Here is a 25088-nt window from a genome sequence, read left to right as displayed (position 1 = left end):
TGTGTCACATGACAAATGTCATGTTTGGGAGTTATTTTTATGATTTGGTGCTAATATTTAGTGCTAAACTCGCTTGAGTTGGCTTGAAATGTGGCGGAAAAGTGACAGATCCGGATATGTGGATTGAAAACCCGGATAAGTCGGCCGAAAACCCGGATAAGTGGGCTAGAAACCCGGATAAGTCGGTTGAAAACCCGGATAATGTTAAAAAAGCACCTGATATTTTTACTCACCATAAAAAATCACAGCAATTTTTCGATCTCCAAGAGGGTTTTCCCTATCGAATCATGGATAACAACCGTATTATGGGCATGGTCGTACGGTGTTTCATCCTTATTTATGATGATAAGCGGCACATCTGGTCCACGATGCTGCGGAAACGATGAAAACGGGACCACTTTCAAGCTGGTTCCGAGCACCAAAACGCAATCCGCCGCGCCAATCCGCCCAAGAATAGTGGAAAAGCCTTCCGGCGTGAACCATTCACCCGCATCACCAAATAGAACCACATCCGGCTTAATAAACCGATCGCGTTCTTTCCGCGTTTCACACTCGCCACATACATAAAATTCGTCCATTTCACGGTAGCGGTGCAGCATTTCCTCCGCGGTGTACGTTTCTCCGCAGTTCAGGCAGCTCGCTGTATTCATCGAGCCGTGAAATTCGATGACCTCCCTGCTGCCGGCTTTCTGGTGAAGGCCGTCAATGTTCTGCGTGATGACCTGCCCGACCCAGCCGTCCTTCTCCCACTTGGCTAAAATTTCATGGCCAACATTCGGCTGAGCATCCGGGTGATATAAATTTTCCAAGGCAAATTGGTAAAACTCTTTTGGATTCTTAAAGAAATAATCGAGCGATAGGATGTATTCCGGCGCCATTTTGTAAATGCCTGTCCGGGACCGGAAATCCTTGATGCCCGACTCCGTGCTAATCCCCGCTCCGGTTAGGACGACCATGCTATTCGACTTCGCGATTATTTCGGCCGCTTTTGCAAACTTCATAAGGCTCACCCCCTAAATTAATATCTATTTAGAATAATACGCATTTCTCGGAAGGATAAACAAATACAACCTAGAATTAAGTCCTAAACAATTTTTTGGAGGAATGATTTTGGAGAAAATACTTTACGAAATTAAGGACGCTCTACAAACAAATGAACTGTTCGGTATTCCGATTGGAGGAGATTTTAACGAGCTTCTTTCATGGCCTGAATTCTCGGAACCATTAAAGATTGAAAATAACAATTACGATTATGGCAAGTTCGTAGTTGAAAGATACGAAGATGTGATCCTCGTTATTAGGATGCGTCCCGAAAAGCAAGTTACCATCCCGGATGTCCTTTCGATTTTCGGCGAGGGAGAGGTGAACTCGACAAGCCAATATGAATTCCGTTCTTATTCTACGGATAAAGTATATATTCTCTTTACATTTGAACTTGAAACCGGTATCATGCAGCGCATCGATGCAGCTTCGACAATTTTTATGGATTGATGAAAAAGGGCAAAATGAGTAAGCCTTCGCGATAAGCAAAAACCTTATAATTCCCTAAGTCATAACAAAAAGCAGGCGCGCAGCCTGCTTCTTTTTATCCCCTTTTTTCTACCCTTAATAGGTCAACCCAGTTCCATAACCATAAAGTCCAGGTATGCTTACAGGAAGTTTGCCAGCAGGATTAACTTCCCCTGCCAGAACCCTTGACAATGCCTGGATGGACACATCGCGGTCGCCATATGTTGTGAGGTAGGCGCTAACAGTCGGGAACGCCATCAGGTCATATGGATTGCGGATTGCAGCGACAATCACTTTTTTACCTGAATCCTGCAGCGCTTTGACAAGTTGTTGCTGTCCAGCGTTGGTGGCCCCATTGTAGGTGGTGACAATGACTTTATCAACCTGTTTCGCCCTGTCCACCGCAGCTGCAATTTGTGCCGCTGTTGGAGTGGCTGCTGCCGAATACGCACTTGCATTGAAGCCCTTCGCTTTCAAAAGATCGGCGAGCATTGCAGGCTTTCCGGTTGACGGGCCCGCAATAAGAACAGATTCTGTTTTCTTGAGCGGTAGCAATCCATCAGCATTTTTTACAAGCGTGATGCTCTTATTGGCGATTTCATCAGCAGCGGCAAGGTGTTCCGGAGCGCCAACCGCTTTTACCGCGGAAGCATCGGTATACGGATTGCTGAAAAGTCCGCGCTTCATTTTGTATTCAAGGATTCGGAATACGGATTCATCAAGTCGCTTTTTGCTGATTTCGCCGTTTTTCACAGCGCTCAGAACCGCATTGTAAGCAACATCAACATTTGGCGGATTTAAAAGGATATCCGCTCCCGCTTTGAACGCTTCTACCGCGATTCGGTCAGCCGGGACGACTTGCGCACCGGACATATCAAGGCTGTCCGTGATAATCAGGCCGTCGAATCCAAGTTCCTTCCGGAGCAAATCGGTGAGGATCGGTTTCGACAACGTGGCCGGCAGACCTGACTCATCCAGAGCCGGCACAACGATGTGAGCCGTCATGATTGAATCGACGCCCGCCTCAATTGCCGCTTTGAACGGCGCCAAATCAACTTTATGAAGTGTTTCAAGGTCATGGTTGATAATCGGCAGTCCGTAATGCGAATCAACCGCCGTATCGCCATGGCCAGGGAAATGCTTCGCTGTCGCGATTACGTTTTGATCTTGGAAAGCTTTTACTTGGGCAACTGTCAAATCGGAAACAAGCTTCGGATCTTCACCGAATGACCTTACCCCGATAACCGGGTTCGCCGGGTTCATATTCACATCGGCAACTGGCGCGAAATCCATGTTGACGCCGATTGCCTTCAGCTCTTTTGCTAAAATATCAGCTGTTTTCGCGGCGTATTCAGTCGATCTTGTTGCTCCCAGCGCCATATTTCCAGGGAAGACTGTCCCAGGAGATGTAAGCCTCTGGACAATGCCGCCTTCCTGGTCTGTCGAAATATAGAGCGGAATCGACATCCGCTGGGACATCGCTATTTTCTGAAGTTCATTAGAAAGGGCATTTACCTGCGGCGGATCGGCTGGAGTCGTAATGTTTTGGCTCCAGTTAAAATAGATGACTCCACCGATTTTGTATTTCTCGATTACTTCTTTAAAGTTTTTGCCGCCCCGGTTGTTCGTTAAATTCGTTTGTTCGTAAGCTGGGTCCTCGGCTGTTTTTCCATAAACATGGACAATGAAAAGCTGGCCGACCTTTTCTTCGAGCGTCATGTGCTGCAGCTTACTCTGAATCCAGCCCTTTTTGGCTTCGCCTTCCTTCCATCCCGGCTTAACAGGATCCTGCCAGCTCGCATGGGTGTAAAACGGCAGGCCAAGCAAGACAAGCGACAACACCATTGCCATAATCAAATATCGGTTAATCTTCAAAAAAATCCTCCTCCTCCTTTAAGGTATATGGAACGAATTTCAGCCGGCAGCCGCTTGGGCATTTTCAATTGATTGTATGTAAGGGCTTACAACTGCCGCCAATTTTACCCTAACAGGGAATCTTTTTGATGTCTATGCAGCTATTGGCCTAATAATTCGCAGTTAATTCTGAAAACTATTCCTTTCTGCCTAGGCTTCTGGAATCATCGTGGGCCTAAAATAGCTTTTTTCGGGATCAAACCCGTGAGAGCATGCAGGGTTGACGAAAATAAGTCTTCATTGCCTTTTTGAATTCAAGTGTTTGATTAAGTACAAAAAAATAAACGCTTGGGTAAACCCATACATTTAAAGAGTAAATTCTAGTCTTTACTTTTTCCCTTGAAGCCACCTTTATTTGAACAATTTAAGCCATCTTGGATAATCAAATTGTCCATCTGAAACCTGTATGAAGTTCCCCATAATACCAATATGGGTTACTCCATTTTCATATAAAAAATAGGGAGTAAATGTTGAGAAGATAATAAAATTTATTCTCTCTATTTTAGAAAAATACAAGCTATCATGTGGTGGTTTTCCATACTCGTTCACGGTAAAATCATAATAATCTTTTTCATTAGGATTTGTTAACGCTAGGAAGATCAAAACAACCATAATTACAATTCCAATTACCCATCTTTTCCTTGTTTTCATACAACCCCTCCAATTCACTTTAATCTTAACCAAGAACGGAATTGTGGTCTTTCGATTTTTTTTAATATATATAAACCCTTAGAGAAGTAAACTGGACTGGACGTTGAACCAGGACTTGTTAACTAAATATTAACATGATTCTGAATATTTTGAGATACCCCTTTGTCATTTTCCATTAAAAAAACATGCAGCCACCTGCGCGACTGCATGTTTCATTTTTATCGTCCTTCAGCCACCTGGGCTGCGGCCATTTCTCTGTTTTCCTGCGGCTCTTCCCAGCCCTTGCACACATCGGCCCAGCCTTGTGCGGAAGAATATGTATACAATTCTTCGAGGGTTACTTCGATTGCCGAGTTGGCGCTCCCGCATGCCGGAAAAACAGTAGTAAACCGTTTTAACGACTCATCCAAATAAACGTCGAGATCGTTTTTCAACCCAAACGGGCAAACACCGCCAATTGCATGGCCTGTCTGTTCGAGTACCTCATCAGGATTCAGCATCCTCGCTTTGAAGCCAAAGGTTTGCCTGAACTTTTTGTTGTCGACTTTCGCATCCCCCGCGGCAACAATCAAAATTGCCTTATCGCCTTCAGCTCTGAACGACAAAGTCTTCGCAATCCGTGCTGGAATAACGCCGATTGTTTCGGCCGCAAGTTCCACGGTCGCGCTCGACGTATCAAACTCCATGACATCCTGTTCCCTGTTCCATTGCTTCAAATGTTCTTTAACACTTTCAAGCGACATAGCGCAACCTCCTTTTTAAGCTATCTTAAGCCAAGGGTTGCTGGATGTAAACCAATCTGCGTTTTACTCGAACAGTGGGATTCCCGGATCTTTATGAAGGCAATGGACGAGGATGGCATGCAGCTGGCCGCGGTGATGGCTAAGGTGCGCAAGGATTTCAAGCAGCCATTCGAACCTGGAATACGACACGCCCCAATAAGATGTAATCCGTTCATTTAGTTCCTTTTCTGACAATCCCAAATACGCTTTTTTTAAAATTCCGTAGTTTTCCGCAATCGCAGCTTTAATTTCCGAAATTGATTTGTACGTGTGCTCCGAGTAAAACTTTTCCATTTCCTCTTTAGACAAGCCTTCCGCAATCCGCAAATCCGCATGGCAAATCATCGCCAAGTGCTCGAGCAGTTCCCCGACAGAGTGCTTGTTTTGCGTGGGGCGAAATATCAGGTCTTCTTCCTCAAGCTGATCGGTGATTGCAGTAATGGTATCCAGTACAAATCTTATTTGATTCAATACGTTTTCGCAAAAATTCATTGGTTCTCTCCCTTATTAGAAGCCGATATTTGTATTCTTTTGTTCTATTTAAATTGGTGGAAATTGGTCTATGTAAAAAAGGCCGAATCCCGGCCTTTCGTGCAAACATCACTTTGGATTTTTTCCTTTTGTCATCGCCTTGTTCAGGCGTTCTTCATTGGCGAGGCCTCGGTCGCTGAACGCGTTGTCGCTTGTGAATTCGTTGCCCGCGGGTCCTCCGCTCATTTTATCCGTTCCGATCTTCTTTTCGTTGTCATTCCTGGCCATCTGGTCATCCTCCTTTTGGAAAAATCATTGTTATGTTTTCCAAAAGCACGGGTGCTATGCAAATCAAGCCATTAAGAGGAAATGCGTTGCTGAAGGCTCTGCAATTTTTCCTCAAGCAACTGGGTGTAATGTTCCCTATCTTCCCTGGCTGCTGACGGAATTTCGATGGGTTCGCCGAAAATGATCGAAGAACCTTTGAATGAAAACAATTCCTTGAATGTATTAGGCCCGCTGTAAGCAGCCGGGATGATTGGTACTTTTGAGCGCATGGCAATGGTGATGGCACCTTGCTTCAACTCTGCCTGTTCCTTCACTCGTGTCCCGCTTGGAAAAATGCCGACAATTTCGCCTTTTGACAACAGGCGATGTGGAATTTTCAGCACGCTTGGCCCAGGGGCATCCCTGTCGACCGGAAATGCGTTCAGCTTTTTTAAAAACCAGCCGCCAAACCGTCTAGCGAACAATTGTTTTTTTGCCATATAGTGAATTTGCCTTGGCAGGACAGCTGTCCCGAGGACGAGTACATCAACCCACCCGGTATGGGTACAGGCCAGGACAAAGCCACCTTCCTTAGGGAGAACCCCTCGATTAACAACCTTTGGTCTTGTAAAAAAAGCCAGGATCCCTTTAGCCAAATAGCCAACGAACGTATACATGATGCATCCCCCACCTGAAAAGGCCCTTTTTGGTTGCCTGATAGAAATACGGGCAAGCCATGAAAGAATTCCTTTTTTATGAAAATTTTCCTTCTATTAATCATTTAATCACAAAGGATGCAGTTTGCAAGAAGGATTTTCCTGCTGGGCAGGTGGATTGCGCCCGAAAACGTTTAACGGATGCTGTAAATTCTTTCTGAAGTATCTGCCTTGGCGGCATGTTTTTTTTCAGCAATTAAATACTGCTCTATGATTTTCGTATCGTCTGGGTGGAAAACATGCGCGGATTTCTCTGCCCAAATGAGCTGCTTCCCTTTTTCAGCATGTAACATGCCGATATATTTTTCGACAAGCTCACCATTCACATGGAAATCCTTTCGGCCGTGTATAAAGGTGACCGGTATCGGCAGTTCCTTCGCGGTTTCCATAAAGTTAGTTGTGGCAAGTTCCTTAATGAACGCCAGGTGGTAGACGAGCTTAAACCCTTTGGCGAACGTATTGTAAATATCCTTCAGAGTATAATCCGGTGATTGGAACATGGAGAAAGTGATTCGGATAAGGCCCGGATGCTTAATTTTTTCGTCAGTATATATGAGTGTGTTGAATCTTTGCTGCCACTGGCGGATGACCGCCCATTGCTCAAAGCTTTCCAGAAACGGCGGTTCACCGACAGATTGGAGCTCTTTAAGGGCTTTCTTGTTTCCGCGGCGTTTGGCTTCCCCTTTTAGCCAATTAAGTGCCAGCCTGTCATTTTCCGTCCAGCTGACAATTTGGGACAAGCCAACATAAGAATAGAACTTCTCCGGGAATGTGGAAGCAAGGGTAAGAGCGACCGTCGATCCCCATGAATGGCCGGCCAGAAAGATTTTTTCGACGCCGAACCGGCTCCTCAAATAATCCGTCACTTCATTAGCGTCCTCCACAAACCGTGAGAGGTTCATTGTTTCCTGCGGAATGTCAGGGTAGTAGGATTTTCCTGTTCCCCTCTGATCCCAGAACACGACGGTATAGTGCCGGACCAACTCTTTCGTATTTGTAACGATTGTGTAGTCCCTTCCCCTTGATGATACCCCTGGCAGCGGCAGCGACGGCCCGCCATGGATTACGAGCAGGACCGGGTTTTCTTTATCCTGGCCCTGAATCAAAATCGATTGCTCCAATCCCCCTATTTTTATTTTTTCCACCGAACTGATCCCTTTTGATGTAATTTCAAAATCTGCTTTTTTAGTGAAAATTCCAGCCATCCCCATTTTCCCCCTAAAAATCGTGATTAAGATACTGCTTTAATGAAAAACTCGATATGGTCGTGCAGCCTCTTTTCAATTTCTTCTGTTGATTTCCCCTCGAATTTCAGCACATTGTATTCCATGATAAGCGCGAAAACCGGATAATGGTATTCCGCCGAAAGCATTTTCCCATCCTCCTCGCTTGGCAGCTTTCCGAGTTCGATCATCTTTTGGAAAATCGCTCCAACCCGATCAATCGTCTGGTTGATAATGGTCTCAAAATATATCGCCCTTGCCCGTGGATCGGAAAACAGCTCATTGTAAATGATCCGCCAGATTTTTCGCATTGTGAGGTTGTTGATGTGGTTCATAAAATTTTGCAGTCCGCGATCAAGGAAACCTCGCGGATCCATCAACCCTGCAATCTGTTCAATCCGATCTTCGGGAGGAAGGATTTTTCCGACCTCCACTACAAAATTCGCGAATATCGTATCAAGGATTTCATCTTTATTTTGAAAGTGTTTATACAACGAACTTTCCTTAATCCCCACCTCGCCGGTAATTTGGCGAATTGAAACCCCCCGATAGCCCCTCTGTGAAAAAAGGTCAATTGCTACATGCAAAATCTTATTTTTCGTTGCATTCATGATCGGTTTTAAATCCTTATCAAGGAATTGCTCAATCTCTTGGTCGTTTTTCATCGTTTTTACTCCTTGTATGCTAGTAAGATAACAATCGTTAGCTTGATTATAGGATAACAGTTGTTAGCCGTCAATACGGATTGTTATTTTTTGCTAAAATCAACTTGTAGTGGGACTCATTTAGGGTGTGGTTGCCACAAAACCTGATTTGTGCGACACCTTTTTGGCCTTTGGGCAAATCTTTGTCGCTCAACACGATTTGAGTGACACTTTTTGGGCTTTTAGCCAAATCTTTATCATTCAACAGAATTTGAATGACACCTTTTTGGATTTTGGACAAATCTTTGTCACTCAACAGGATTTGAATGACACCTTTTCCGGATATTGCCCAATCGCTGTCACTAACCTCTTCCGCAATCACCATCGATAAAATAACCAAAACAACAAAAAACCATCCAACGATTAAGTGCTGGATGGCCTTACATATGAAATTTTTTAATTTGCAAGATGGATCTGGCTGTTGAGTATACGAATCATTTTCCTGTCTTTCTTTATTTCAAGCACGTGGAATCCCGTGTCCACTGTTGGAAAAATCGTTTCGTTGGTGACAGGAAGCCCAAGAAACGCATTGATAAGTTTCGAGATCGTCCCGCCATGCGAAACGATGGCAATCCGTCCGTCCGCAGGCTGTTCATAGTGAATTTTTTGCAAAACGTACTCCACCCGGAACCGGAACTCAAGCTCCGATTCACCACCTTCAATCGGTATATATGACGGACGACCTCCCGGAGGAAGTGGATATCTCGTTGCGGCTACCTCCCTTGGAAGTCCAGCGAGCACCCCATTGTTATACTCCATAAGGTTTGGTTCCGCGATCAATTCGCATCCAGTTTCTTTCTGTAAAAATTGGGCTGTTTCCCATGCGCGTTTCAGCGTACTTGCCAGAATGATATCCGGCTTCCATTTCGCTGCGATATAAGCCGCCATTTTCTCGGCCTGCTCCCGGCCATGTTCAGTCAATGGAAAATCGGCCCTTCCTTCATGGACTCCTAATAGATCAGCTTCTGATTCTCCATGGCGTATGATAATCAATTCCAAAACAATTTCCCCCTACTAATCTTCTATTTTTATTTTTCTCCCATCCCTAAACCGAGGAACAACAAAAAGCCGATGGTACAAATTGCAATAATGTGCAGGATAATGAGCAGGGATTTTCCAATCCTGCTTGTACTTTTCCTGGCCGAAAAAATACCCATAAGCGGGAAAAATAACATTAATAGAATATTGAGCCTGCCAATCGTACCGGAAACCATCCCATTCAGTAAAAAGTAAAACAATACAACAAATAGAACCACATACCCAGATGACTTCCAAAGATATTTATCCATGTTTCCTCCTTTAAAAATTGTCTTTGAAAGCCACTTTTTTTATGTATTTGAAAACCATAACAAACGCAGTACAAAACAGGGTTACTCCAAACAAAATAAATGCAATCGAATAATAGATAATGTGTCCGGCAGGAATACGATCATTTACCTCAATCCCTAAAAATGAAAGACCAATTCCCTCACCGTCCACTAAATGAATGGCGCCAAGCAGGCTCATTCCTTTTTCGAAAAATAGTACACCTAAGATGCTAAAAATCATTACCCAAATAATATTCCGTCCCATCACTCCACCTCCCAAGCTTAATATAGCCTTGTAGCGTAGCCTTCCTGCAGTGCTTTTTCAACATCCTCCGCAGTCATATCAGGCATTTTGCAATGGTCGGCGAGCATTTTTGGCATGGATGGCTGGGAATCTTCCGAAAGCCAGGTGTCCGGCTTCCAAAGCCCGGAGCGCAAGAACGCTTTCGCACAGTGGGCGAAGCACTCTTCAACTTCTACACCTATCCCGAATAACGGCGTTTTCCCATAAGCTGCTGTCCTTTCTATAAGTTCCTGGTCTCGGCACACATACGCTTTCCCGTTAATCCTGAGCGTTTCGCCGAGCCCGGGTATCATAAACAACAGGCCAACGTTTGGATTGTGAAGGATATTTTGCACAGAATCCATCCTCTTATTGCCAGGCCGCTCTGGAATGAATAAATGATGATCATCCAATACAAGCACGAATCCAGGCGCATCCCCACGTGGCGAAACGTCGCATCGTCCCCCAGGCCCTGATGTGGCGAGTGTCAAAAATGGTGACTTCGCGATGAATTCTCTGCAATGGTCATCCAAATGGTCAATCACTTTGTTTAGTGCGCGTACGCTCGGTTTCCCCGCTAGTGCACGCAATTCCATGAACTGTTCCTCTGTTGTGAGAATGTCTTTAAACATAATGAAAACCTCTTTTCTCCCTTTTGTAAAAAAATGACTACTCATCCATATGTAGGTTCCCTTACTATCAGAATAAACGAAAAATAGACTTTATGAAATAGAAAGACTTTTAAATGAAAGTTATATCTATATTAATTTAGGTGGATGGCACTAGCACGGATAAATCTTGTAAAAATCACGGTCTTGCCCCTTCTCAAGACCATTTTGAATGCCATCTCCCCACGAAACGGTCTTGACGGCCTCTATGCAGACCTTTTGAATGCCATCTCCTTACGAAACGGTCTTGATGGCCTCTAGAAGACCGTTTTAAATGCCATCTCCTTACGAAACGGTCTTTACGGCCTCTCTCAAGACCGATTTGAATGCTATCTCCTCGCGAAACGGTTTTGATAAGTGTGAATCCTTCAAGTATGGAAAGCTTTTGAAAATATAAAAGTGGTTAATCACCATATCTCATTTTATAAAAAGGAAATTAGCCTTTTTAATAGAAATATAGTAGAAAAGATAGAGCGAAATGGGGTTATTGCAGATGATTACATATCCTTTTTTACAAAAAGACACGACAATCGGAGTCACGGCGCCATCGTCAGGTGTCCCGGAGGAATTACACGATATCGTGAAACAGGCGGTAAAGAGACTCGAGGCGAAAGGTTATAAGCTCGTGGTAGGTGAAACGGTTTGGACGGATGACAAAACCCGTTCCGCACCAGCCACTAAGCGCGCCGAAGAATTCACAGCCATGATAGAAAATGACGAAATCGGAGCCATCATCCCGCCATGGGGCGGAGAGCTGCTGATTGAAATGCTTGAACACATTGACTTCCATTCGTTGAAAAACAAGTGGGTTCTCGGCTACTCCGACACGAGCGCATTGCTCTTGGCTATTACCTTGAAAACTGGAATCGCGACGGCGCACGGCACCAACCTTGTCGACCTGCGTGGGGAGTACTCCGATCCTGTTACCGCCATGTGGGAAATCGTCCTTTCGACCAAGCCTGGCGAAACCGTCGAACAGACTTCTTCGGAAAAATTCCAACTCGAATGGCAGCATGGTGATCCGGCTCCATGCGTCTTCCACCTGACTGAACCTACCGTCTGGAAGTCCGTTTCATATGGCAAAATCAAAATGAACGGCAGGCTTCTCGGCGGCTGCATCGATATTATCAGGCACCTGGTTGGCACGCCTTTCGGAAATATTCGCAGTTTCCGCGAAAGCCATATCCCTGGTGAGCCAATCATCTGGTATTTTGAAAATTGCAATATGAAAACCACCGATTTGCGGAGATCGCTTATGCAAATGAAGCTCGCAGGCTGGTTTGAAGGCTGTTCGGGCATTTTGTTCGGGCGCAGCCCCGCGAACGAACCGGTTGATAATTATACGATAGAAGATGTCTATCAGGATTTGCATCAAGAACTCGGCGTGCCGGTCGTCTACGATATTGACTGCGGCCATATGCCTCCGCAGCTTACGCTCATAAACGGCGCTTATGCAGAGGTTGTTTATGAGGACGGCAAAGGCACCGTTAAGCAAACGTTTAAATGAATCCTTTCATACAGCGCGAAAAACATGATGAAACCGGTCATCATGTTTTTCGCCAATGCATGAATTTTTAATATAATACATAAGAAATGCACCCTAACAATAGTAAAAATGAACCTGAAACAAAAGCTTTTTTACTATTGTATTCCTCTCCTATCAGGAAATCAGCCAACAATAATTTTAAAATCTTGGAATTATTCTTCTTAATAAAAAGTCCAATTAACAAGTACCAAAGTCCAGGAATAAATAATACAAAATCATACCCCAAGACAATAGAGATTAATATGGAAATCCAAAATAAATAATAAAGAATCCTTCTAATATTCATTTATTAAGCAAGCCACCTTAAGGTTTTGAGATATCTAGCCAATCGAAATAAAATTCTTGCATGTAGTTTATCGCTAACTGCCATACAAGCAACTTTTACCTAATAATATCCCTCTTCATCCCAATCGTAAATCTATGAAAACCAAGCTTCTCATAATACGGTTCCAGGCTTTCAACACACATGAGTTGGGGAATGACACGGTTTTGCTCACAATGATACGCGAGCCTTTTCACGATTTCGCTCCCGATTCCTTTGGATTGGTAATCCGGATGCACGCAAACTCCGCAAATGACGCCGTTAATGACCCCATCTGAAATCACCCGCCCCATGCCGATCAGCCTTTCGCCATCGAATGCATACACCGCGAACCAGCTCTGCCCGCACATCTTCTCCATCTCTTCGGCAGTAAGGTTCAGTGAATTCCAATCAAGCGCTTCGTAAAGCTCCACCAATTGACCGAAATCAACCGGAGCTTCGCTTGTATAAAGGATTCTATTTTCCATAAAGGCCCCTTTTCTTTTTTTAAAAATTTGATTTTGAACGCATTCAGGAAACGGAGGTGACCAGTACTGTTTTTACTACGAACAAGATAGCATAACAGGAAAAATTTACGCATTCGACGATTATTCTATCTTAATTATAAATGAAAAACAAAATCAAAACTGAATTGAAAAAAAGCAGCCCATAGTACGGCTGCTTTCATAAAAGACTCTATTTCGCTTTATCTATTTGGTAAATTTTCAAGGTAAAGGTCGGAGTATTCGAGTAGTCTAAGTGTTTTATTGTAATCTTCTTCGATTTGATTTTTTTCAAATCCGCTTGCCGTTCCGTTTAAGGAAAGTGTTTTAGAATCGGAGGATGAATACATGACATTGTCGTTGATATATGAGCCGTTTTCCATATAAAACCTCTGAGGCAGCAGATTCGGTTGAGCATTAAGCAGGTCCTGGCCAAAATGAACCGAATTAATATTCATGCCTAATAAATTTGTTATTGTCGGCAAAATATCAACTTGTCCTCCTACGTTATTCCTCTTTTCGCCTTCTATTCCTGGAACCTTGATGATTAAAGGTGTATTCATCATTGTTAATTTCGTATACGGTTCTCCAATAAAGTCTTCTAACATTGCTTTATCTTTGTTCTGAACAGTATCGGAATGAATCGCGAAGTGGTCTCCATAAATAACCAGGAGCGTATTATCCCATAAGTTATTTTTCTTTAATTCTTCCACTAGTACGCCTAGAGCAAAATCGGCATAATGGATGGATTGCAGATAATCCCCTAATAAAGTCCCTTCATACCCTTTTGGTAGATTCAGTTTCTGTAAATCTTTAGGCATTTTAAAAGGATGGTGGCTAGACATTGCGATGTAATGCGCGTAAAACCTGTTATTGTTTTCGCTTAGTTTGACCAACTCATTGATTGAGTCTCGATAAAGCAGTTCATCTATTTCGCCAAATAGCAAGGTGCGGTCTTCGCCAAAAAACTCTTTGTCGTATACTCGATCAAAACCTAAAGCCTTATAAAATTCCCCTCTGTTATAAAACTCTTTATCATTGGTGTGCAACGTTGCTGTTTGGTATCCAATGCCCTTTAATAGCCTAGGTAAACTTGGAATTTCTTTTTCAGCATATCGCTTGGCAGTAACGTATTGTCCGGAAGGGTAAAGTGAAGTATTAACTAAAAACTCCGCATCCACTGTATTTCCCTGAGAAATTTGTTGATAAAAATTGGTGAAATAAAAACTTTCACTAGTCAATTGATTTAATACTGGTGTTATTTCATTCCCATTAATTTCTCTGCCTATAGGGAAATTTTGAAAAGCTTCCAACTGGACCATGATGACATTCATATCCTTGGCTGCTCCAAAGAATTCAGGGTTTGTTATATCTTTTATTCCCTTGGTTTTACTTATTAGATCATTATTGATTTGATTGGCATCAGTAATTACCGGTTCAGCAAAAAGTTGACTATAAATACTTGCAAATTGATAATTGACAATACCCATGCCTTGAATTTTTTTGTTCCTATCTTTCGCTATTTCCGAAGCATGAGTGATTGGTACGGCTATAGAAAAAATACAAAAAACGAGAAAACTGATAAACAGCTTTCTTGGTTTAATCGTAGTAAAAATATCCGTTTTAAAGTCGAATTTTTTAAGCAATAATCCCAGGATTACTGTATCAAGCATAAATAAAAAATAAGCGGGATTTAATAACGCCCCAATACTTTCGCCTACTTTGCCTGCTTCGGAAAGTTGATACAGAACGTGATAGCTGGGAAGAGTTCCATAATAACTGTGATATAGAATAACGACTATAAAGAAGATAGAAGAAAGTAGATTAAAAATGAAGTATCCCCATAATTTCTTCCTTTTAAATAGTAACTCCACGAACAGGAAAAAGCTTATCACAGTAACAATTTCCAGTCCGAAAAAGTAGCGAATGCTAAATTCCGAAAAAATCACGGTATTGAAAGCAACTCTTTTTATTATGAAAAGAATTAAAAATACGAAAAAGTATGTTTTGAAAAGTGTATATTCTTCATCATGGACCTTGTCTACAGGATCCGTGTGGGCGTGTTTATCAGGGTGTATTGAACTGTCCATTAATAAAATGACTCCTTTAGTTTCTTAAATTAAAGTTAGAGTTAAAAATTATATTCATATACTAAATTAGTTTTCCTATAGGGATTAATTTACTAACATTTCGAAAGATATTCAAATGCAATAAAATCCAAATTGATATAGCAGAAAAATGAAGATGATACACTGTATATATAAAACATGCAAGGAATTATACTTTTATAAACGAAAAGGCAGGCACTATTTAGCGCCTGCCTTGACTAGCATTTTTTCAATTTCTTTAAATCCTTTTTCCCGAGTATGCTCTAGCGGCGTCACGCCATCGCCATCCGGAATGTTTACATCGGCACCATGGTCAATGAGAAGCCCGATGATTTCCTGCTGCCGTTTGCCGCCGTTGTTCAAAATGATTGCTTCAATGAGCGCTGTCCAGCCGAGATTGTTTACATGATTCACATTAATATCCGTTTCGGTTAGAAGCAATTCCACAACATCGACGTGCCCCCGCTCCGCTGCGGGAATAACCGCAACCCCGCCATAGCGGTTCGTAATGTGAGGGTCCGCGCCTGCTTTTATTGCAAGCTTCAAGATATCGATATATCCTTCAGCTCCAGCATACAAAAACACATTGTTTTTCATATTATCGCGAATGTCCACGTCAGCTCCAGCGTCAATCAATACTTTCGCCGCAGTTACATCATTGTTGTATGTAGCAATCATGACCGGAGTCCGGCCGTTCGGATCTTGGGCATTAATATTTGCACCCTTCTCAATCAGGCGGCTGATTTCATCCACATCTCCGCGTTCGGCCGCGGCAAGCAACTGCTCATTCAACCCTTTTTCCACGTTTTCACTCCCCTTTTCATCTTGAACCGGATGGCTGTCTTTATCAAAACCGCACCCTGAAAGCAGCAAAACCCCCGCCACCAAGGCTCCCACCCATTTCCTCAAAGCGTCAGCTCCTTTTCTAAGGAAGTTGATTAAAACCATTATACCTTTTGGTAAAAATAGTTTCGTATAAATAGTTTGCAACCTTGTCAGGATCTTATTTTTTCAAAGAAAGCCTAATGACAAATACGAGCATGAGGAACGCTCCTAGCAGCTGGATGCCCTTAAGCGTGGCGCCGAGCCAGACGGCCGAGACGAGCATCGCGGTCAGCGGTTCGATACTGGATAGTACGCTGTTCTCAACAGGAGTGATATATTTCAGGCTGCCGAGGAATAGGACGAATGCGGCTGTTCCAAAAATTATCAGCACTATCATCAATACGAGTATTTTCGGTTCGGCAAGCTCGCTCCATTCACCTGTCTTCCAAATCTGGCTGGCAAAACTAAGGACAACCCCAGCGACCAGCATCCCCCAGCCAATGACAATCAATACGCCCCATTCATTCATCAAGCGAATTGGATGGAGTGTGTAGAAAGTAAACGTCAACCCGAGAAGTAATCCCCAAATCAGTGCTTCTTTGCTGACCAAGAGATTATTGAATGAGCCATTCGTCAAAAGCAGGAAAAGCCCCGTAAGCGTTCCGAGTATACCAATCACCTGATAAGCCGGCGGAAACTTCCGAGCTTTTACCGATACGAAAATAATGATAAAAATCGGCGCGGAAAATTGCATGAGCGTCGCCATGACAGCGTTGCTCGCATGAATGGAGGCCACGAAAGTGTACTGGACCCCTAGCATGCCAAAAATGCTGTATATCACAAGCTGTTTCGCCCAATAACGGTTTTTCCATACCGCAAGCACCGGCTTCTTCATAAGCAACAATGTTCCCAATATCACCACGCCGGCAACCACCATCCTGATGCTCAGCATAAATGGTACCGTAATAGTGGTTTCAGATAAAATCCATTCCATTATTGGCCCGGTTGTCCCCCACAACATCGCGCCTATCACAATCATAGCAAGTCCCTTTGCGCGCACTTCCAACTCTCCCCTGTCTCTAAGCTGCATCGGTTATTCTGGTTTTTTAATAGAAACCCGCTATTGAAGATTAAATTATCCTAAAATATTTATATAATGAAAACACTTTAAAGTATATAGTAAACGGTATTTTTAAAGGACATTCATTCAGGAATATGTACAGCGATCCTTCGTAACGGCTGAAATCTTGTAGGCAACCCGGCGTGTAAAATTCAAAAACTGAATCGACAATTTTTGCTAAACTGCTGTTATATTCATCGTTGCAATGGGTAAAGGTTGTACAAATCCTACTCACAAGAAGGGCCGGGTGGAAAATCGCATGCCGCAATATCTTGTAACGTATATCAAAAAAGGCGAGGAAAGACCGCGAACAAAAAAGCTGTCAGGTGACCGCATATCCGATATCTATGAACTGGTCTTTGAAATTGAGAAGAAACATACAATAGTAGCCATCGAAAATACCTCGCTGAATAAATAACGAAAGGCGCCCGGCCCCTTAGAAGGATTGCCGGGTGCCTTACTTTTTGGAAGATAGCTAGTTGGATAGTTTTTATGAACATTTTAGGATTCTAATCGAGTTTCATTGTGTAGTGTATGCGTACAACACGAGACCTTTGGACACTGAGGCAGCGATTTTTAAGTCTCTGTCCAAACATGGAGTAACTCGGGTAATCCAGGTTTTTACAACAGTTATTGAAAAAGCGGCCTTTTTACAAAAACCGAACAACACTACTCCTTAGTAAATTCCACACCCAGAATCCGATAAAGCTCCGCCAGGCTGTGAATCTCATACGTCGGAGCGATCCCCGTCCGGTTCGCCTTCATCAGCGGGTTAAACCAGCATGTATCGATCCCCGCCTGGTTGCCGCCCTTTATATCGGAACTCAACGAATCACCTATAATCATTGTTTCCTCAATCGAAATCTCAGGGATCCGTGAGAACACGAAATCAAAAAATTCCTTCATCGGCTTCTGGTAGCCTGTATCCTCGGAAACAAAAATTCTTTTAAACAATGGCAGCAATCCTGAATCTTGCAGGCGCCTGTACTGTGTCCGCGAAACGCCATTCGTCACGATATACAAATCAAACCTCCCCTGAAGATCTGTAATCAACTCAAACGCACCGTCCAGCAAGTCATGCCCTTTATCCAAATAGGCCCGGTAGCTTACCTCAAGCTCAGCACCGTCAACCTCCCGCCCGATTTCCCGGAAAAAATGCGCAAAGCGGGTATTCACAACCTCATCTCTCCTAAGCTTTCCTTCCTCGAACGCAGTCCATAACCCGCTGTTCACCTTCTTATACAATGCTTCAATTTCGGGAGTCACCACGATTTTTTGCCCTTCAAGCAGCATCTTCAACGCGATCTTTTCTGCCGCAGCGAAATCAAGTAGCGTGTCATCGACATCGAAAAGCAGCGTCTTGTACTTCTTCATCCATAACTCCCCCTTTTTGAAAATTGCACAATGTCCATGAGTTAATGTGGAAAAATGGCGGGGTATCCTATTAAAAAAACACGCCGTTCCATTTGAAAAAAATTGCTCGGTCTGGCGTCGACAAGGATTTAAAAAAGCGCTCTCTAAGAACCTTGCTTCGCGGATTAAGCTTTGTCAGCTTTCCGGACGCCGCCAAACTTGAAAACAAGGATTCCGGCCACAATAACTAGTACTCCTACAATATGCTTTCCCGAGAAAGCCACTTTTTCAAGTCCCATCAGTCCGAGTGAATCCGTAATCAGCGCGTACACGAGCTGCGAAACCATCACAATTGAAATTCCATATGTCGGGCCAAGCCGCATAACCGCTTGTACTACGGAAACGACTACCCCAACTCCTAACATCCCGCTAAACCAGTACCAAGGCTGCATATTTTGCAGCGCGAACATCGATTTCCCTTCAACCGCGATGCCAATCAAAAACGAAGCGAGAAAGCCAAGGAACAGCACGAGCGCTGTTGTCGACTTCGTTCCCGCGAGGAAGCTAACTTTGCTATTAAAGACATTTTGGACGCTGAGCAGCGCCCCGGATACAGCCGCCAAAACGAGTCCGGTGATCATGATGCACTCTCCTCTTAAATACGTACTATTGACAACGTAAAGAACTGGGCTTTTTTTATAAAAATGCCTTTAAACATTTAAAAAATTCCTACTCGTATATATTCCGGCTAGCTACCCCTTGCAAGCCTTCCCGGTCAATGATCCGGACGTATCCGTTTTTCCTTTCAACAAGACCTGCTTCGCTAAATTTAAGGATCACCCGGTTCATATGCCGGTAGCTTGTACCAATCAGGTTCGCCGCATCGGAGAGCTCTTCAGTACTCAGCTGCCCTGCAAATCCTGCGGGCGATTCACCAACCGATACAGAAAGAAGGTAGCTGGCGAGACGGACTTCAACGGGATACATCAAATTAAAATTCGCTGCGTGTGAATTCGCATAAAATTTTTCGGTAATTATGCCAAGCTTGAATTTCAGAAACGGCGCGTGGTTTTCCGCGTATTTTTCCAACCAGCGATAATGGATGCCGAGGAAAAACGCCGGCGAAATCGCCTCTACCGTGTTGATGATGTCCCGCTTTTGTATGTATTCAATGTCCCCAATGATTTCAAGCGGGGTCCTAAAGGAAAGAATCAATGTTCGGCCTTCAGGCGAGGTGGTAAATATTTTGATTTTTCCTTTTACGAGCACATACAAATATTCCGAACGGTCCCCTTGGGAACATACGAGTTCCCCCTGTTCGAAACTGTAGAGCCTTAGATGAGGCTTTAAAGTATCTATGAAAATTTGCTGGAGCCCGTGTTCCTCCAGAATGCTAACTATTTGATCACGGTCAAGCAATTCCTGCATAGCCGCCCTCCCCCAGGTAGAGAAAAATTTTACGGGATATTTTCAATCTTTTAAAATTGTAAAATCATAACGCCAACTATCATGAGCCCGATTCCAATGAATTGAGGTAGCTTCATGTCTTGCTTCGGCACTTCAAAAATGCCCTTGCCATCAATAATAAATGCGGCACCGAGCTGGGCAATCAGCGTCGCAGAAGTCGTCACCGTCACGCCAACGAGTTGAATCGCCACCACATTACTCGATAAAATCAAAGCGGCCAAAGCGCCACCAAGCAGGTAAAGCGGTTTCACGTTTTTGAATTCACGCCAATTCCGGTCTTTGGTGGCCAGCAGTATCAGCAGGGCCGTAAGAAAGCCGGTAAGCTGAGTTAGCGTGGCCGTTTGCCACATGCCGATATCCTGGCTGATCCGCGCATTGGCGACACTTTGCAACGTAATAAATGCCCCGCCCATTAAAGCAAATAAAACACCTTTCATGTTATACTCTCCCAAGTCTGTCATGAGCCTATTATGAATCTCGGCCCGCATATTTGCAAAGGACATATGTCCTCAACAGAAAAAATTATAAAAAAGGATTCTATATTTCCATTTTAAAAAGCCGCCAACAAGAAGGCAGCTTTAATCATCGGTTATTTATTTTTACCTGAAAGATAAACCGTTTCTTCCTTTCCGGTCCACTTTATTGCGAGGCCGAGGTTGTCCTCTTTTCTTACCAACTGCTCAAACTCGATAGAAAAAATCCCCTGGAGATTTTCATCCAGATTTTCGATATACCTATTCAGATTCCACTCTGTTCCCTGAATGGTTAGCGGAATGTTACTTGGTGGAACTTCTTCATTTCCAATATACTTTACCGATAGGATGGCTAACCCTTTTCCCAACTCTTGCTTCGATATGAACTCTGCTTCCCAATTCTCGCCCTGGCCAGCGTGCGTTATCGTTGTGCTTTCGGTCAGGAATCGTTGGAGTTCGGATTCATCCTCGGTGGCCGCAATTTTTATTCCTTTATGAAATACAAAATATGTAGGCAATTTCGAAATTCCCAGCTCCGGAAATGTTCGTTGAAGCAGTTCAAGTGTCCCTCCAATTCTACGTTCGTCATAAAGGGGGGTACTAAGAGGCGGTAAACCCATTTCTTTATCATCCTCAGGCAGCAGCTTTAATACGGTGTATTTTTCTCTGTCCCTAGAAAAAAGGTCCTGATAGGAATACATTTTTTTGATTCTGACTCTTGCTACATATGTTGCCGGCCCGGATTCCGGCCAATCTACCCTGATAATAAAAATCTTGACTGCGGATTGGCCTCCAGCCTGGAAACTATTATTAGGCAATTTTTCCGACTCTTTACCGGTTTTCCGGTCCCACTCCGTGACGGAGAGGCTTTTTTCTCCCTTTGGAAAAATAAGACCCACTTCAGAGTAAGGCTCAATTAACAAAGCATCTGCATTTCTTGCTGCTTCGGCAACTGACTCCCTTGACAGCTTACTGGGTTCAATTATTTCCCTTGCTAATAATACAGGCTCAGCCTTACCACCCGACGGGGTAGCGAGTTTCAAATCCGGGAGCATTCTTTCATTTATGGTTGGCTTATCTTCTTTTTTTGGATTGATTTCGTTATTCAAAAAGAAGATCGATAGCAAAACAATGGCCGCTGGAAGAATGTATTTTTTTATCCGGACCACCCCCTATTAAAAAATCATTTCTCCCCTTTAAACTCAAGAGCAATCTGTTCTTCTTTGCCGTCCCATCTAAGAACAACGGAAAGTTTATCCGATTTGGACAGAAAAACGGGGGTTTTACCAGAAATAGTAAGAGTGTCTGACAGCGGCATAACAGCTCCAGGGCCCCAGCCCCAATTGTCCCCGTTTAGAGTAACGTCGATATCTCCGGTAATATCTTCGTTTCCTCTATAAGTTATAAAGAACTCGGCATCCCTACGTGAGAGGGTTTGTTTTCCCTCTAGCACAACGTGCCAATTTTCATTTTCACCCACGAATTCAAACGTTTTGACGTCGGTAATCAAGGTGCGCAGCTCACTTATATCCTCGCTTTTAAAAATAACCGTCATCCCATTTATGATAAAAGCGGTAGGGAGATTCCTTATTTCAAGTTCGGGGTACTTTTCCTGAATTTCCGGGAGTGTCCCCTTCACTTCATGACTAGTATACTTTTGCGAATTGAGGGCCAAATCGCCGATTCCCGTTGCTTCGCTTGAAAAAACAATAAGTGTATAGCCATTAAAATCGGGATTAAGCAATTCCTGGTAGGAGTGCCATTTCTTCACCTTTACTTTAGTCAGGTATGTCGCCTTTCCACCGTCCGTTTCAACGTGAATCAGGAAAATCCTCGTATCCAGCCTGTTTACCGTCCCTTCAATTTGATACCAGTCCGGTTCTTGAATTTCTTTCCCTGCCTTTGAATCCCATTCTCCTAAAACCATCCTCGTTTGGTTAGCAGCCAATTGGATAGTCGCACTTTGGTATGGTTCAAGATCAAGAACACGAGATTTTTTTGCCGCATTCTCAACCATCTTCTTCGTAATTGTTCGTTCGCCTTTAGTAAGAAAAACAGACTTTATTTTTTTACTACCAGAGAGGACCTCTGGTGCCTCGCTGGCCGCTGCTTCAAGGCGCTCCTCTTTTTCACTTTTATCAATGAATGTATTTAAAACCAAAATTGATAGGATTATAATCGCTGCAGGCAGAATGTACTTTTTAATCTTACATCCCTCCTTCCGTTCTTGGTCCCATGTTCGTTTGCCGTCCCAGAAATGAACTTCCCTAAACTTATTGATTTCCTTCCCGGTTTTTCAAATCCGATTCAGACAGTTGTTACTCATGTATTGATGAATATCACATTTTCCAGAAACCGATAACCAACGTCTGCTCAGTTACTCTCCGAAACTCAAGTAATCCCCAAGTTTGTATTCCTTCAACGCATTTTTCCCCCCCGTTGTTGAAGTAAACAGTCACCACCATTGAGTCAAATGCTTTCCTAATTTGTTCTTCGCTGTCCTTCGCTTCAATCCGCTCCTCTTTTTCAGTATCAATAAACGTATTTAGGAAGAAAATTGATAGAATGATGATTGCGGCCGGCAATAAGGACTTTTTAATCTAAAGCCCCTCCTTTCAGTACGGAGTTTTCCTATAAGCAAGGATGATTTCTTCTTTTTTCCCATCCCAAGTTAGTTCCATTGGTATTGAATCGCTTTCGGATAAAATAAATCTCAAATCGATGGAAGAGAAAATTTTACCCGTATCATCCAACTTGTTCGCGCCGCTTCCCCAGCTCCACCCCCGGCTACTCAATCGAAAGTCAACGCTCTCAGGCTTTGATTCCTTTCCTATATACGTAATGAATAGTTCCCCTGTTCCTTCAGACATGTTTTGCTTTGCCCTTAATTCAACCTGCCAGTTTTCGCTCTCTCCTCGGAAAAATATTGTTGCCAAGTCAGTTATAAAAGATTGCAGTTCCGTCATTTCATTACTTCTAAAAATAATTGCACCCTGGTGAAACACATAGATGGCGGGTAGCCTTTTAAATTCAAGGTCAGGGTACCGTTCACGGAATTCTGCAATAGGAGCACTTATTTCACGCATAACATATTTGTCTTCATTGCTGGATGGGACCTCCCTTATTCCAGGTTCGCCCTCCGAAAATACTAGAATGGTATAAAGAGCTCTGGAAGGGTGTAATAATTGCTGATAGGAGTACAGCTTTAAAACATTTATTTTTCCGACATATACTGCGGAGGCTTCCTCCGTTTCCGCACGAATTAGGATAACCCTGGTCCCAGGTTCGTTTGCTTCTCCGGATATGAAATTCCTTTCGAACTGCTGTATTTCTTTTCCAGACTTTAAATCCCATTCAGATAATTTAATTAGTGCATAGTGATCAGGTACATTAACCACCACTTCGCCATATGGATTTACTTTAAGGGTTGGCGCCTTCTGAACCGCTTTATCGACCATCGCCTTCGTAATCTTTCCCTCCCCACCGAAAAGGAATTCCGGCTCTACAGTCTGGTTCCCAGAAATCATTACAGGAACTGGAAAGCTTTTTCCTACAATCTTTTCTTCATCTTCATCCTTTTCATTTATGAATGTATTGATGAAGAAGATGGACAGAAGGATGATGATGATTGGCAAAAGGGATTTTTTCATTAACGCTTCTCCTTTTCTATTAAAAATCAGCCGGCATTTCCTCTATTCCATAAACTTCAAATGAATAAGTTCTTCCTTCCCGTCCCAATTGACTGTCACCAAAATGGAATCGGTTTTTAAAACCGGTTGAAAGCCATTATAAACGGAAAGGTATCTTCCATTTTGGTCGAGAGGGAATCCGGGTTCTAGGAAATTGAATGAAGCGCTTGCCAGACCCAAGGAGGTGCCCCAACCTGGTGTTTCGCCGTCCCCGATATAGGTTACGGCTGTTTCGATTTTCCCTTCCCCGAGTTTTTGCGTTGACGTCATTTCAATCTTCCAATTTTCGGATTCACCGATGAATACATAGTCCAATCCTTCGCTTAGGTACGTTGTCAGCTCTTCGAAATCATCGAAACGAATTGGAACCTCTCCCTGACCAAAAACATAGTACGTTGGCAGCTTTTCAAAAGACAATTCAGGGAATGAAAACATCAGATGCCCCAACGGTTCGCTGACTTCCCCCATATCGAAAGGATTCCCGTTCTTTGCCGGCATTTGTTTTACTTGATCTTCTTCATCAAAAAAGCCAATAACTGTATAGTGATTCACCCTTGTCGTTAAAAGATCCTGATAGGAATAAATTTTCGGCACCCTAACCTTGGCGACATAGGTTGCCTGGCCATCGTTAAGCCACTCTCCGCGAATAATAAAGTATTTGTAGCTGGGAGCCCCAACAGTTGGGATAATATTGCTATCGGTTACCTTCGTTTCTTTGCCATTGTTCCATTCAGTGATCGACAAAACCCCCGGCATTTTTGAAAAAGAAACCGTCACATCTTCATAAGGCATGGCGACGACCGGCTTTAAGTCCCTTGCCGCTTTTTCTACTTTATCCCTGGACAGCTTTTTAGGATTCTTTTTCCCTTTATAAAGGAGTGCTGCTTGTGCCTTATCCTGTGCCACCCTAAGCTCGGGAACCGGAATTATTTTAGCCTCGGTTTTCGGCGGCTTTTTCTCTTCATCAGAATCGATGACATTATTCAAAAAGAAAATCGATACGATTATGATTAATAATGGAAAAATGTATTTTTTCATCCAGCATCCCCATTTCATGTTACTACTTAAAGGATACCATTTTTGGAAAATTGAAGAAATATAATTTCCGAGAATACACTTTCGGTTTTCTTGAAATCAAATAGCCAAAAAATGGCTAGAATGCTTGGGAAATTCGGCGTTTCCTTTTGCCAAAGTCTTTCCCCAACCGG

Annotated in this window: 30 protein-coding genes; 3 read left to right on the top strand and 27 right to left on the bottom strand. The window is 43.3% G+C overall.

Annotated features, from left to right (window positions below):
* Nucleotides 1–242: 242 nt before the first annotated feature.
* The gene (locus tag V1499_RS11645; protein WP_409270090.1) at nucleotides 243–1001 is read right to left on the bottom strand and encodes an NAD-dependent protein deacylase; all 759 of its coding nucleotides are present in this window, start codon (nucleotides 999–1001) and stop codon (nucleotides 243–245) included.
* Nucleotides 1002–1110: 109 nt separating this feature from the next.
* Between V1499_RS11645 and V1499_RS11640 the strand changes: the two genes are divergently transcribed.
* Nucleotides 1111–1491 carry a hypothetical protein gene (locus V1499_RS11640; protein ID WP_409270089.1) on the top strand — a complete coding sequence of 127 codons (381 nt, stop codon included), beginning with the start codon at nucleotides 1111–1113 and terminating at the stop codon, nucleotides 1489–1491.
* A gap of 114 nt (nucleotides 1492–1605) precedes the next feature.
* Here the strand turns inward: V1499_RS11640 and V1499_RS11635 are convergent, their stop codons facing one another.
* The 13 genes from V1499_RS11635 to V1499_RS11575 form a co-directional block, all read right to left on the bottom strand.
* Nucleotides 1606–3384 carry a glycoside hydrolase family 3 protein gene (locus V1499_RS11635; protein WP_409270088.1) on the bottom strand — a complete coding sequence of 593 codons (1779 nt, stop codon included), beginning with the start codon at nucleotides 3382–3384 and terminating at the stop codon, nucleotides 1606–1608.
* A gap of 390 nt (nucleotides 3385–3774) precedes the next feature.
* A complete protein-coding gene (locus tag V1499_RS11630; protein WP_409270086.1) occupies nucleotides 3775–4074 on the bottom strand; it encodes a hypothetical protein in 300 nt (99 codons plus the stop codon).
* Nucleotides 4075–4292: 218 nt separating this feature from the next.
* The gene (locus V1499_RS11625) at nucleotides 4293–4817 is read right to left on the bottom strand and encodes a YbaK/EbsC family protein (protein ID WP_409270084.1); all 525 of its coding nucleotides are present in this window, start codon (nucleotides 4815–4817) and stop codon (nucleotides 4293–4295) included.
* A 63-nt stretch (nucleotides 4818–4880) separates the two neighbouring features.
* Nucleotides 4881–5348, bottom strand: coding sequence for a DinB family protein (locus V1499_RS11620; RefSeq protein WP_409270082.1), 468 nt, complete (start codon nucleotides 5346–5348; stop codon nucleotides 4881–4883).
* Nucleotides 5349–5456: 108 nt separating this feature from the next.
* The gene (locus V1499_RS11615; RefSeq protein WP_409270080.1) at nucleotides 5457–5615 is read right to left on the bottom strand and encodes a hypothetical protein; all 159 of its coding nucleotides are present in this window, start codon (nucleotides 5613–5615) and stop codon (nucleotides 5457–5459) included.
* A gap of 71 nt (nucleotides 5616–5686) precedes the next feature.
* Complete coding sequence (locus V1499_RS11610; RefSeq protein WP_409270078.1) at nucleotides 5687–6271, bottom strand: lysophospholipid acyltransferase family protein; 585 nt, start codon at nucleotides 6269–6271, stop codon at nucleotides 5687–5689.
* A 173-nt stretch (nucleotides 6272–6444) separates the two neighbouring features.
* The gene (locus V1499_RS11605; protein ID WP_409270076.1) at nucleotides 6445–7515 is read right to left on the bottom strand and encodes an alpha/beta fold hydrolase; all 1071 of its coding nucleotides are present in this window, start codon (nucleotides 7513–7515) and stop codon (nucleotides 6445–6447) included.
* A 26-nt stretch (nucleotides 7516–7541) separates the two neighbouring features.
* On the bottom strand, nucleotides 7542–8198 hold the full coding sequence (locus V1499_RS11600) for a TetR/AcrR family transcriptional regulator (protein WP_409270074.1): 657 nt from the start codon (nucleotides 8196–8198) through the stop codon (nucleotides 7542–7544).
* Nucleotides 8199–8268: 70 nt separating this feature from the next.
* A complete protein-coding gene (locus tag V1499_RS11595) occupies nucleotides 8269–8577 on the bottom strand; it encodes a hypothetical protein (RefSeq protein ID WP_409270072.1) in 309 nt (102 codons plus the stop codon).
* A 56-nt stretch (nucleotides 8578–8633) separates the two neighbouring features.
* Nucleotides 8634–9236 carry a histidine phosphatase family protein gene (locus V1499_RS11590; RefSeq protein WP_409270070.1) on the bottom strand — a complete coding sequence of 201 codons (603 nt, stop codon included), beginning with the start codon at nucleotides 9234–9236 and terminating at the stop codon, nucleotides 8634–8636.
* Nucleotides 9237–9265: 29 nt separating this feature from the next.
* Nucleotides 9266–9526 (bottom strand): hypothetical protein, encoded by a 261-nt coding sequence (locus V1499_RS11585; protein ID WP_409270068.1) that lies wholly within the window; start codon nucleotides 9524–9526, stop codon nucleotides 9266–9268.
* 10 nt (nucleotides 9527–9536) lie between these two features.
* On the bottom strand, nucleotides 9537–9809 hold the full coding sequence (locus V1499_RS11580) for a hypothetical protein (RefSeq protein WP_409270066.1): 273 nt from the start codon (nucleotides 9807–9809) through the stop codon (nucleotides 9537–9539).
* A gap of 17 nt (nucleotides 9810–9826) precedes the next feature.
* Complete coding sequence (locus V1499_RS11575) at nucleotides 9827–10459, bottom strand: pyridoxamine 5'-phosphate oxidase family protein (RefSeq protein WP_409270064.1); 633 nt, start codon at nucleotides 10457–10459, stop codon at nucleotides 9827–9829.
* 529 nt (nucleotides 10460–10988) lie between these two features.
* On the opposite strand from V1499_RS11575, the gene V1499_RS11570 reads away from it, so the two are divergent.
* Entirely contained in the window at nucleotides 10989–12002 is a 1014-nt protein-coding gene (locus V1499_RS11570) for a S66 peptidase family protein (protein WP_409270062.1), read from the top strand.
* A gap of 420 nt (nucleotides 12003–12422) precedes the next feature.
* Here V1499_RS11570 and V1499_RS11565 read toward each other — a convergent pair whose 3' ends face one another.
* The 4 genes from V1499_RS11565 to V1499_RS11550 all read right to left on the bottom strand — a co-directional run bounded on the left by V1499_RS11565 (nucleotide 12423) and on the right by V1499_RS11550 (nucleotide 16817).
* Nucleotides 12423–12830: a GNAT family N-acetyltransferase gene (locus V1499_RS11565; RefSeq protein WP_409270060.1), complete on the bottom strand. Its 408-nt coding sequence runs from the start codon at nucleotides 12828–12830 to the stop codon at nucleotides 12423–12425.
* Nucleotides 12831–13048: 218 nt separating this feature from the next.
* Nucleotides 13049–14935, bottom strand: a complete 1887-nt coding sequence (locus V1499_RS11560) for an LTA synthase family protein (protein WP_409270058.1) — start codon at nucleotides 14933–14935, stop codon at nucleotides 13049–13051.
* A gap of 216 nt (nucleotides 14936–15151) precedes the next feature.
* Entirely contained in the window at nucleotides 15152–15862 is a 711-nt protein-coding gene (locus V1499_RS11555; RefSeq protein WP_409270056.1) for an ankyrin repeat domain-containing protein, read from the bottom strand.
* A 94-nt stretch (nucleotides 15863–15956) separates the two neighbouring features.
* A complete protein-coding gene (locus V1499_RS11550) occupies nucleotides 15957–16817 on the bottom strand; it encodes a DMT family transporter (protein ID WP_409276282.1) in 861 nt (286 codons plus the stop codon).
* A 340-nt stretch (nucleotides 16818–17157) separates the two neighbouring features.
* Here V1499_RS11550 and V1499_RS11545 point away from each other — a divergent pair, with 340 nt between their 5' ends.
* Nucleotides 17158–17316 carry a hypothetical protein gene (locus tag V1499_RS11545; protein ID WP_409270054.1) on the top strand — a complete coding sequence of 53 codons (159 nt, stop codon included), beginning with the start codon at nucleotides 17158–17160 and terminating at the stop codon, nucleotides 17314–17316.
* Nucleotides 17317–17567: 251 nt separating this feature from the next.
* Here V1499_RS11545 and V1499_RS11540 read toward each other — a convergent pair whose 3' ends face one another.
* The 9 genes from V1499_RS11540 to V1499_RS11500 all read right to left on the bottom strand — a co-directional run bounded on the left by V1499_RS11540 (nucleotide 17568) and on the right by V1499_RS11500 (nucleotide 24918).
* Nucleotides 17568–18272 carry a YjjG family noncanonical pyrimidine nucleotidase gene (locus tag V1499_RS11540; protein WP_409270052.1) on the bottom strand — a complete coding sequence of 235 codons (705 nt, stop codon included), beginning with the start codon at nucleotides 18270–18272 and terminating at the stop codon, nucleotides 17568–17570.
* Between the two features lie 164 nt (nucleotides 18273–18436).
* Nucleotides 18437–18892 (bottom strand): DMT family transporter, encoded by a 456-nt coding sequence (locus V1499_RS11535; RefSeq protein ID WP_409270050.1) that lies wholly within the window; start codon nucleotides 18890–18892, stop codon nucleotides 18437–18439.
* A gap of 88 nt (nucleotides 18893–18980) precedes the next feature.
* Nucleotides 18981–19679, bottom strand: a complete 699-nt coding sequence (locus V1499_RS11530; protein WP_409270048.1) for a Crp/Fnr family transcriptional regulator — start codon at nucleotides 19677–19679, stop codon at nucleotides 18981–18983.
* Nucleotides 19680–19729: 50 nt separating this feature from the next.
* Nucleotides 19730–20155, bottom strand: a complete 426-nt coding sequence (locus V1499_RS11525; RefSeq protein ID WP_409270046.1) for a DMT family transporter — start codon at nucleotides 20153–20155, stop codon at nucleotides 19730–19732.
* Nucleotides 20156–20307: 152 nt separating this feature from the next.
* Nucleotides 20308–21360, bottom strand: a complete 1053-nt coding sequence (locus V1499_RS11520; protein WP_409270044.1) for a hypothetical protein — start codon at nucleotides 21358–21360, stop codon at nucleotides 20308–20310.
* A 14-nt stretch (nucleotides 21361–21374) separates the two neighbouring features.
* Nucleotides 21375–22352, bottom strand: a complete 978-nt coding sequence (locus tag V1499_RS11515; protein ID WP_409270043.1) for a hypothetical protein — start codon at nucleotides 22350–22352, stop codon at nucleotides 21375–21377.
* A gap of 178 nt (nucleotides 22353–22530) precedes the next feature.
* Nucleotides 22531–22776: a hypothetical protein gene (locus V1499_RS11510; RefSeq protein ID WP_409270041.1), complete on the bottom strand. Its 246-nt coding sequence runs from the start codon at nucleotides 22774–22776 to the stop codon at nucleotides 22531–22533.
* A 30-nt stretch (nucleotides 22777–22806) separates the two neighbouring features.
* Nucleotides 22807–23841, bottom strand: coding sequence for a hypothetical protein (locus V1499_RS11505; RefSeq protein WP_409270039.1), 1035 nt, complete (start codon nucleotides 23839–23841; stop codon nucleotides 22807–22809).
* 42 nt (nucleotides 23842–23883) lie between these two features.
* Nucleotides 23884–24918, bottom strand: a complete 1035-nt coding sequence (locus V1499_RS11500) for a hypothetical protein (RefSeq protein WP_409270037.1) — start codon at nucleotides 24916–24918, stop codon at nucleotides 23884–23886.
* Nucleotides 24919–25088: the final 170 nt, after the last annotated feature.

Origin of the sequence: Neobacillus oceani, from assembly GCF_046237595.1 — a bacterium.
Lineage (GTDB): Bacteria > Bacillota > Bacilli > Bacillales > Cytobacillaceae > Bacillus_D > Bacillus_D oceani.
This window is presented reverse-complemented; position numbering and strand designations above follow the sequence as displayed.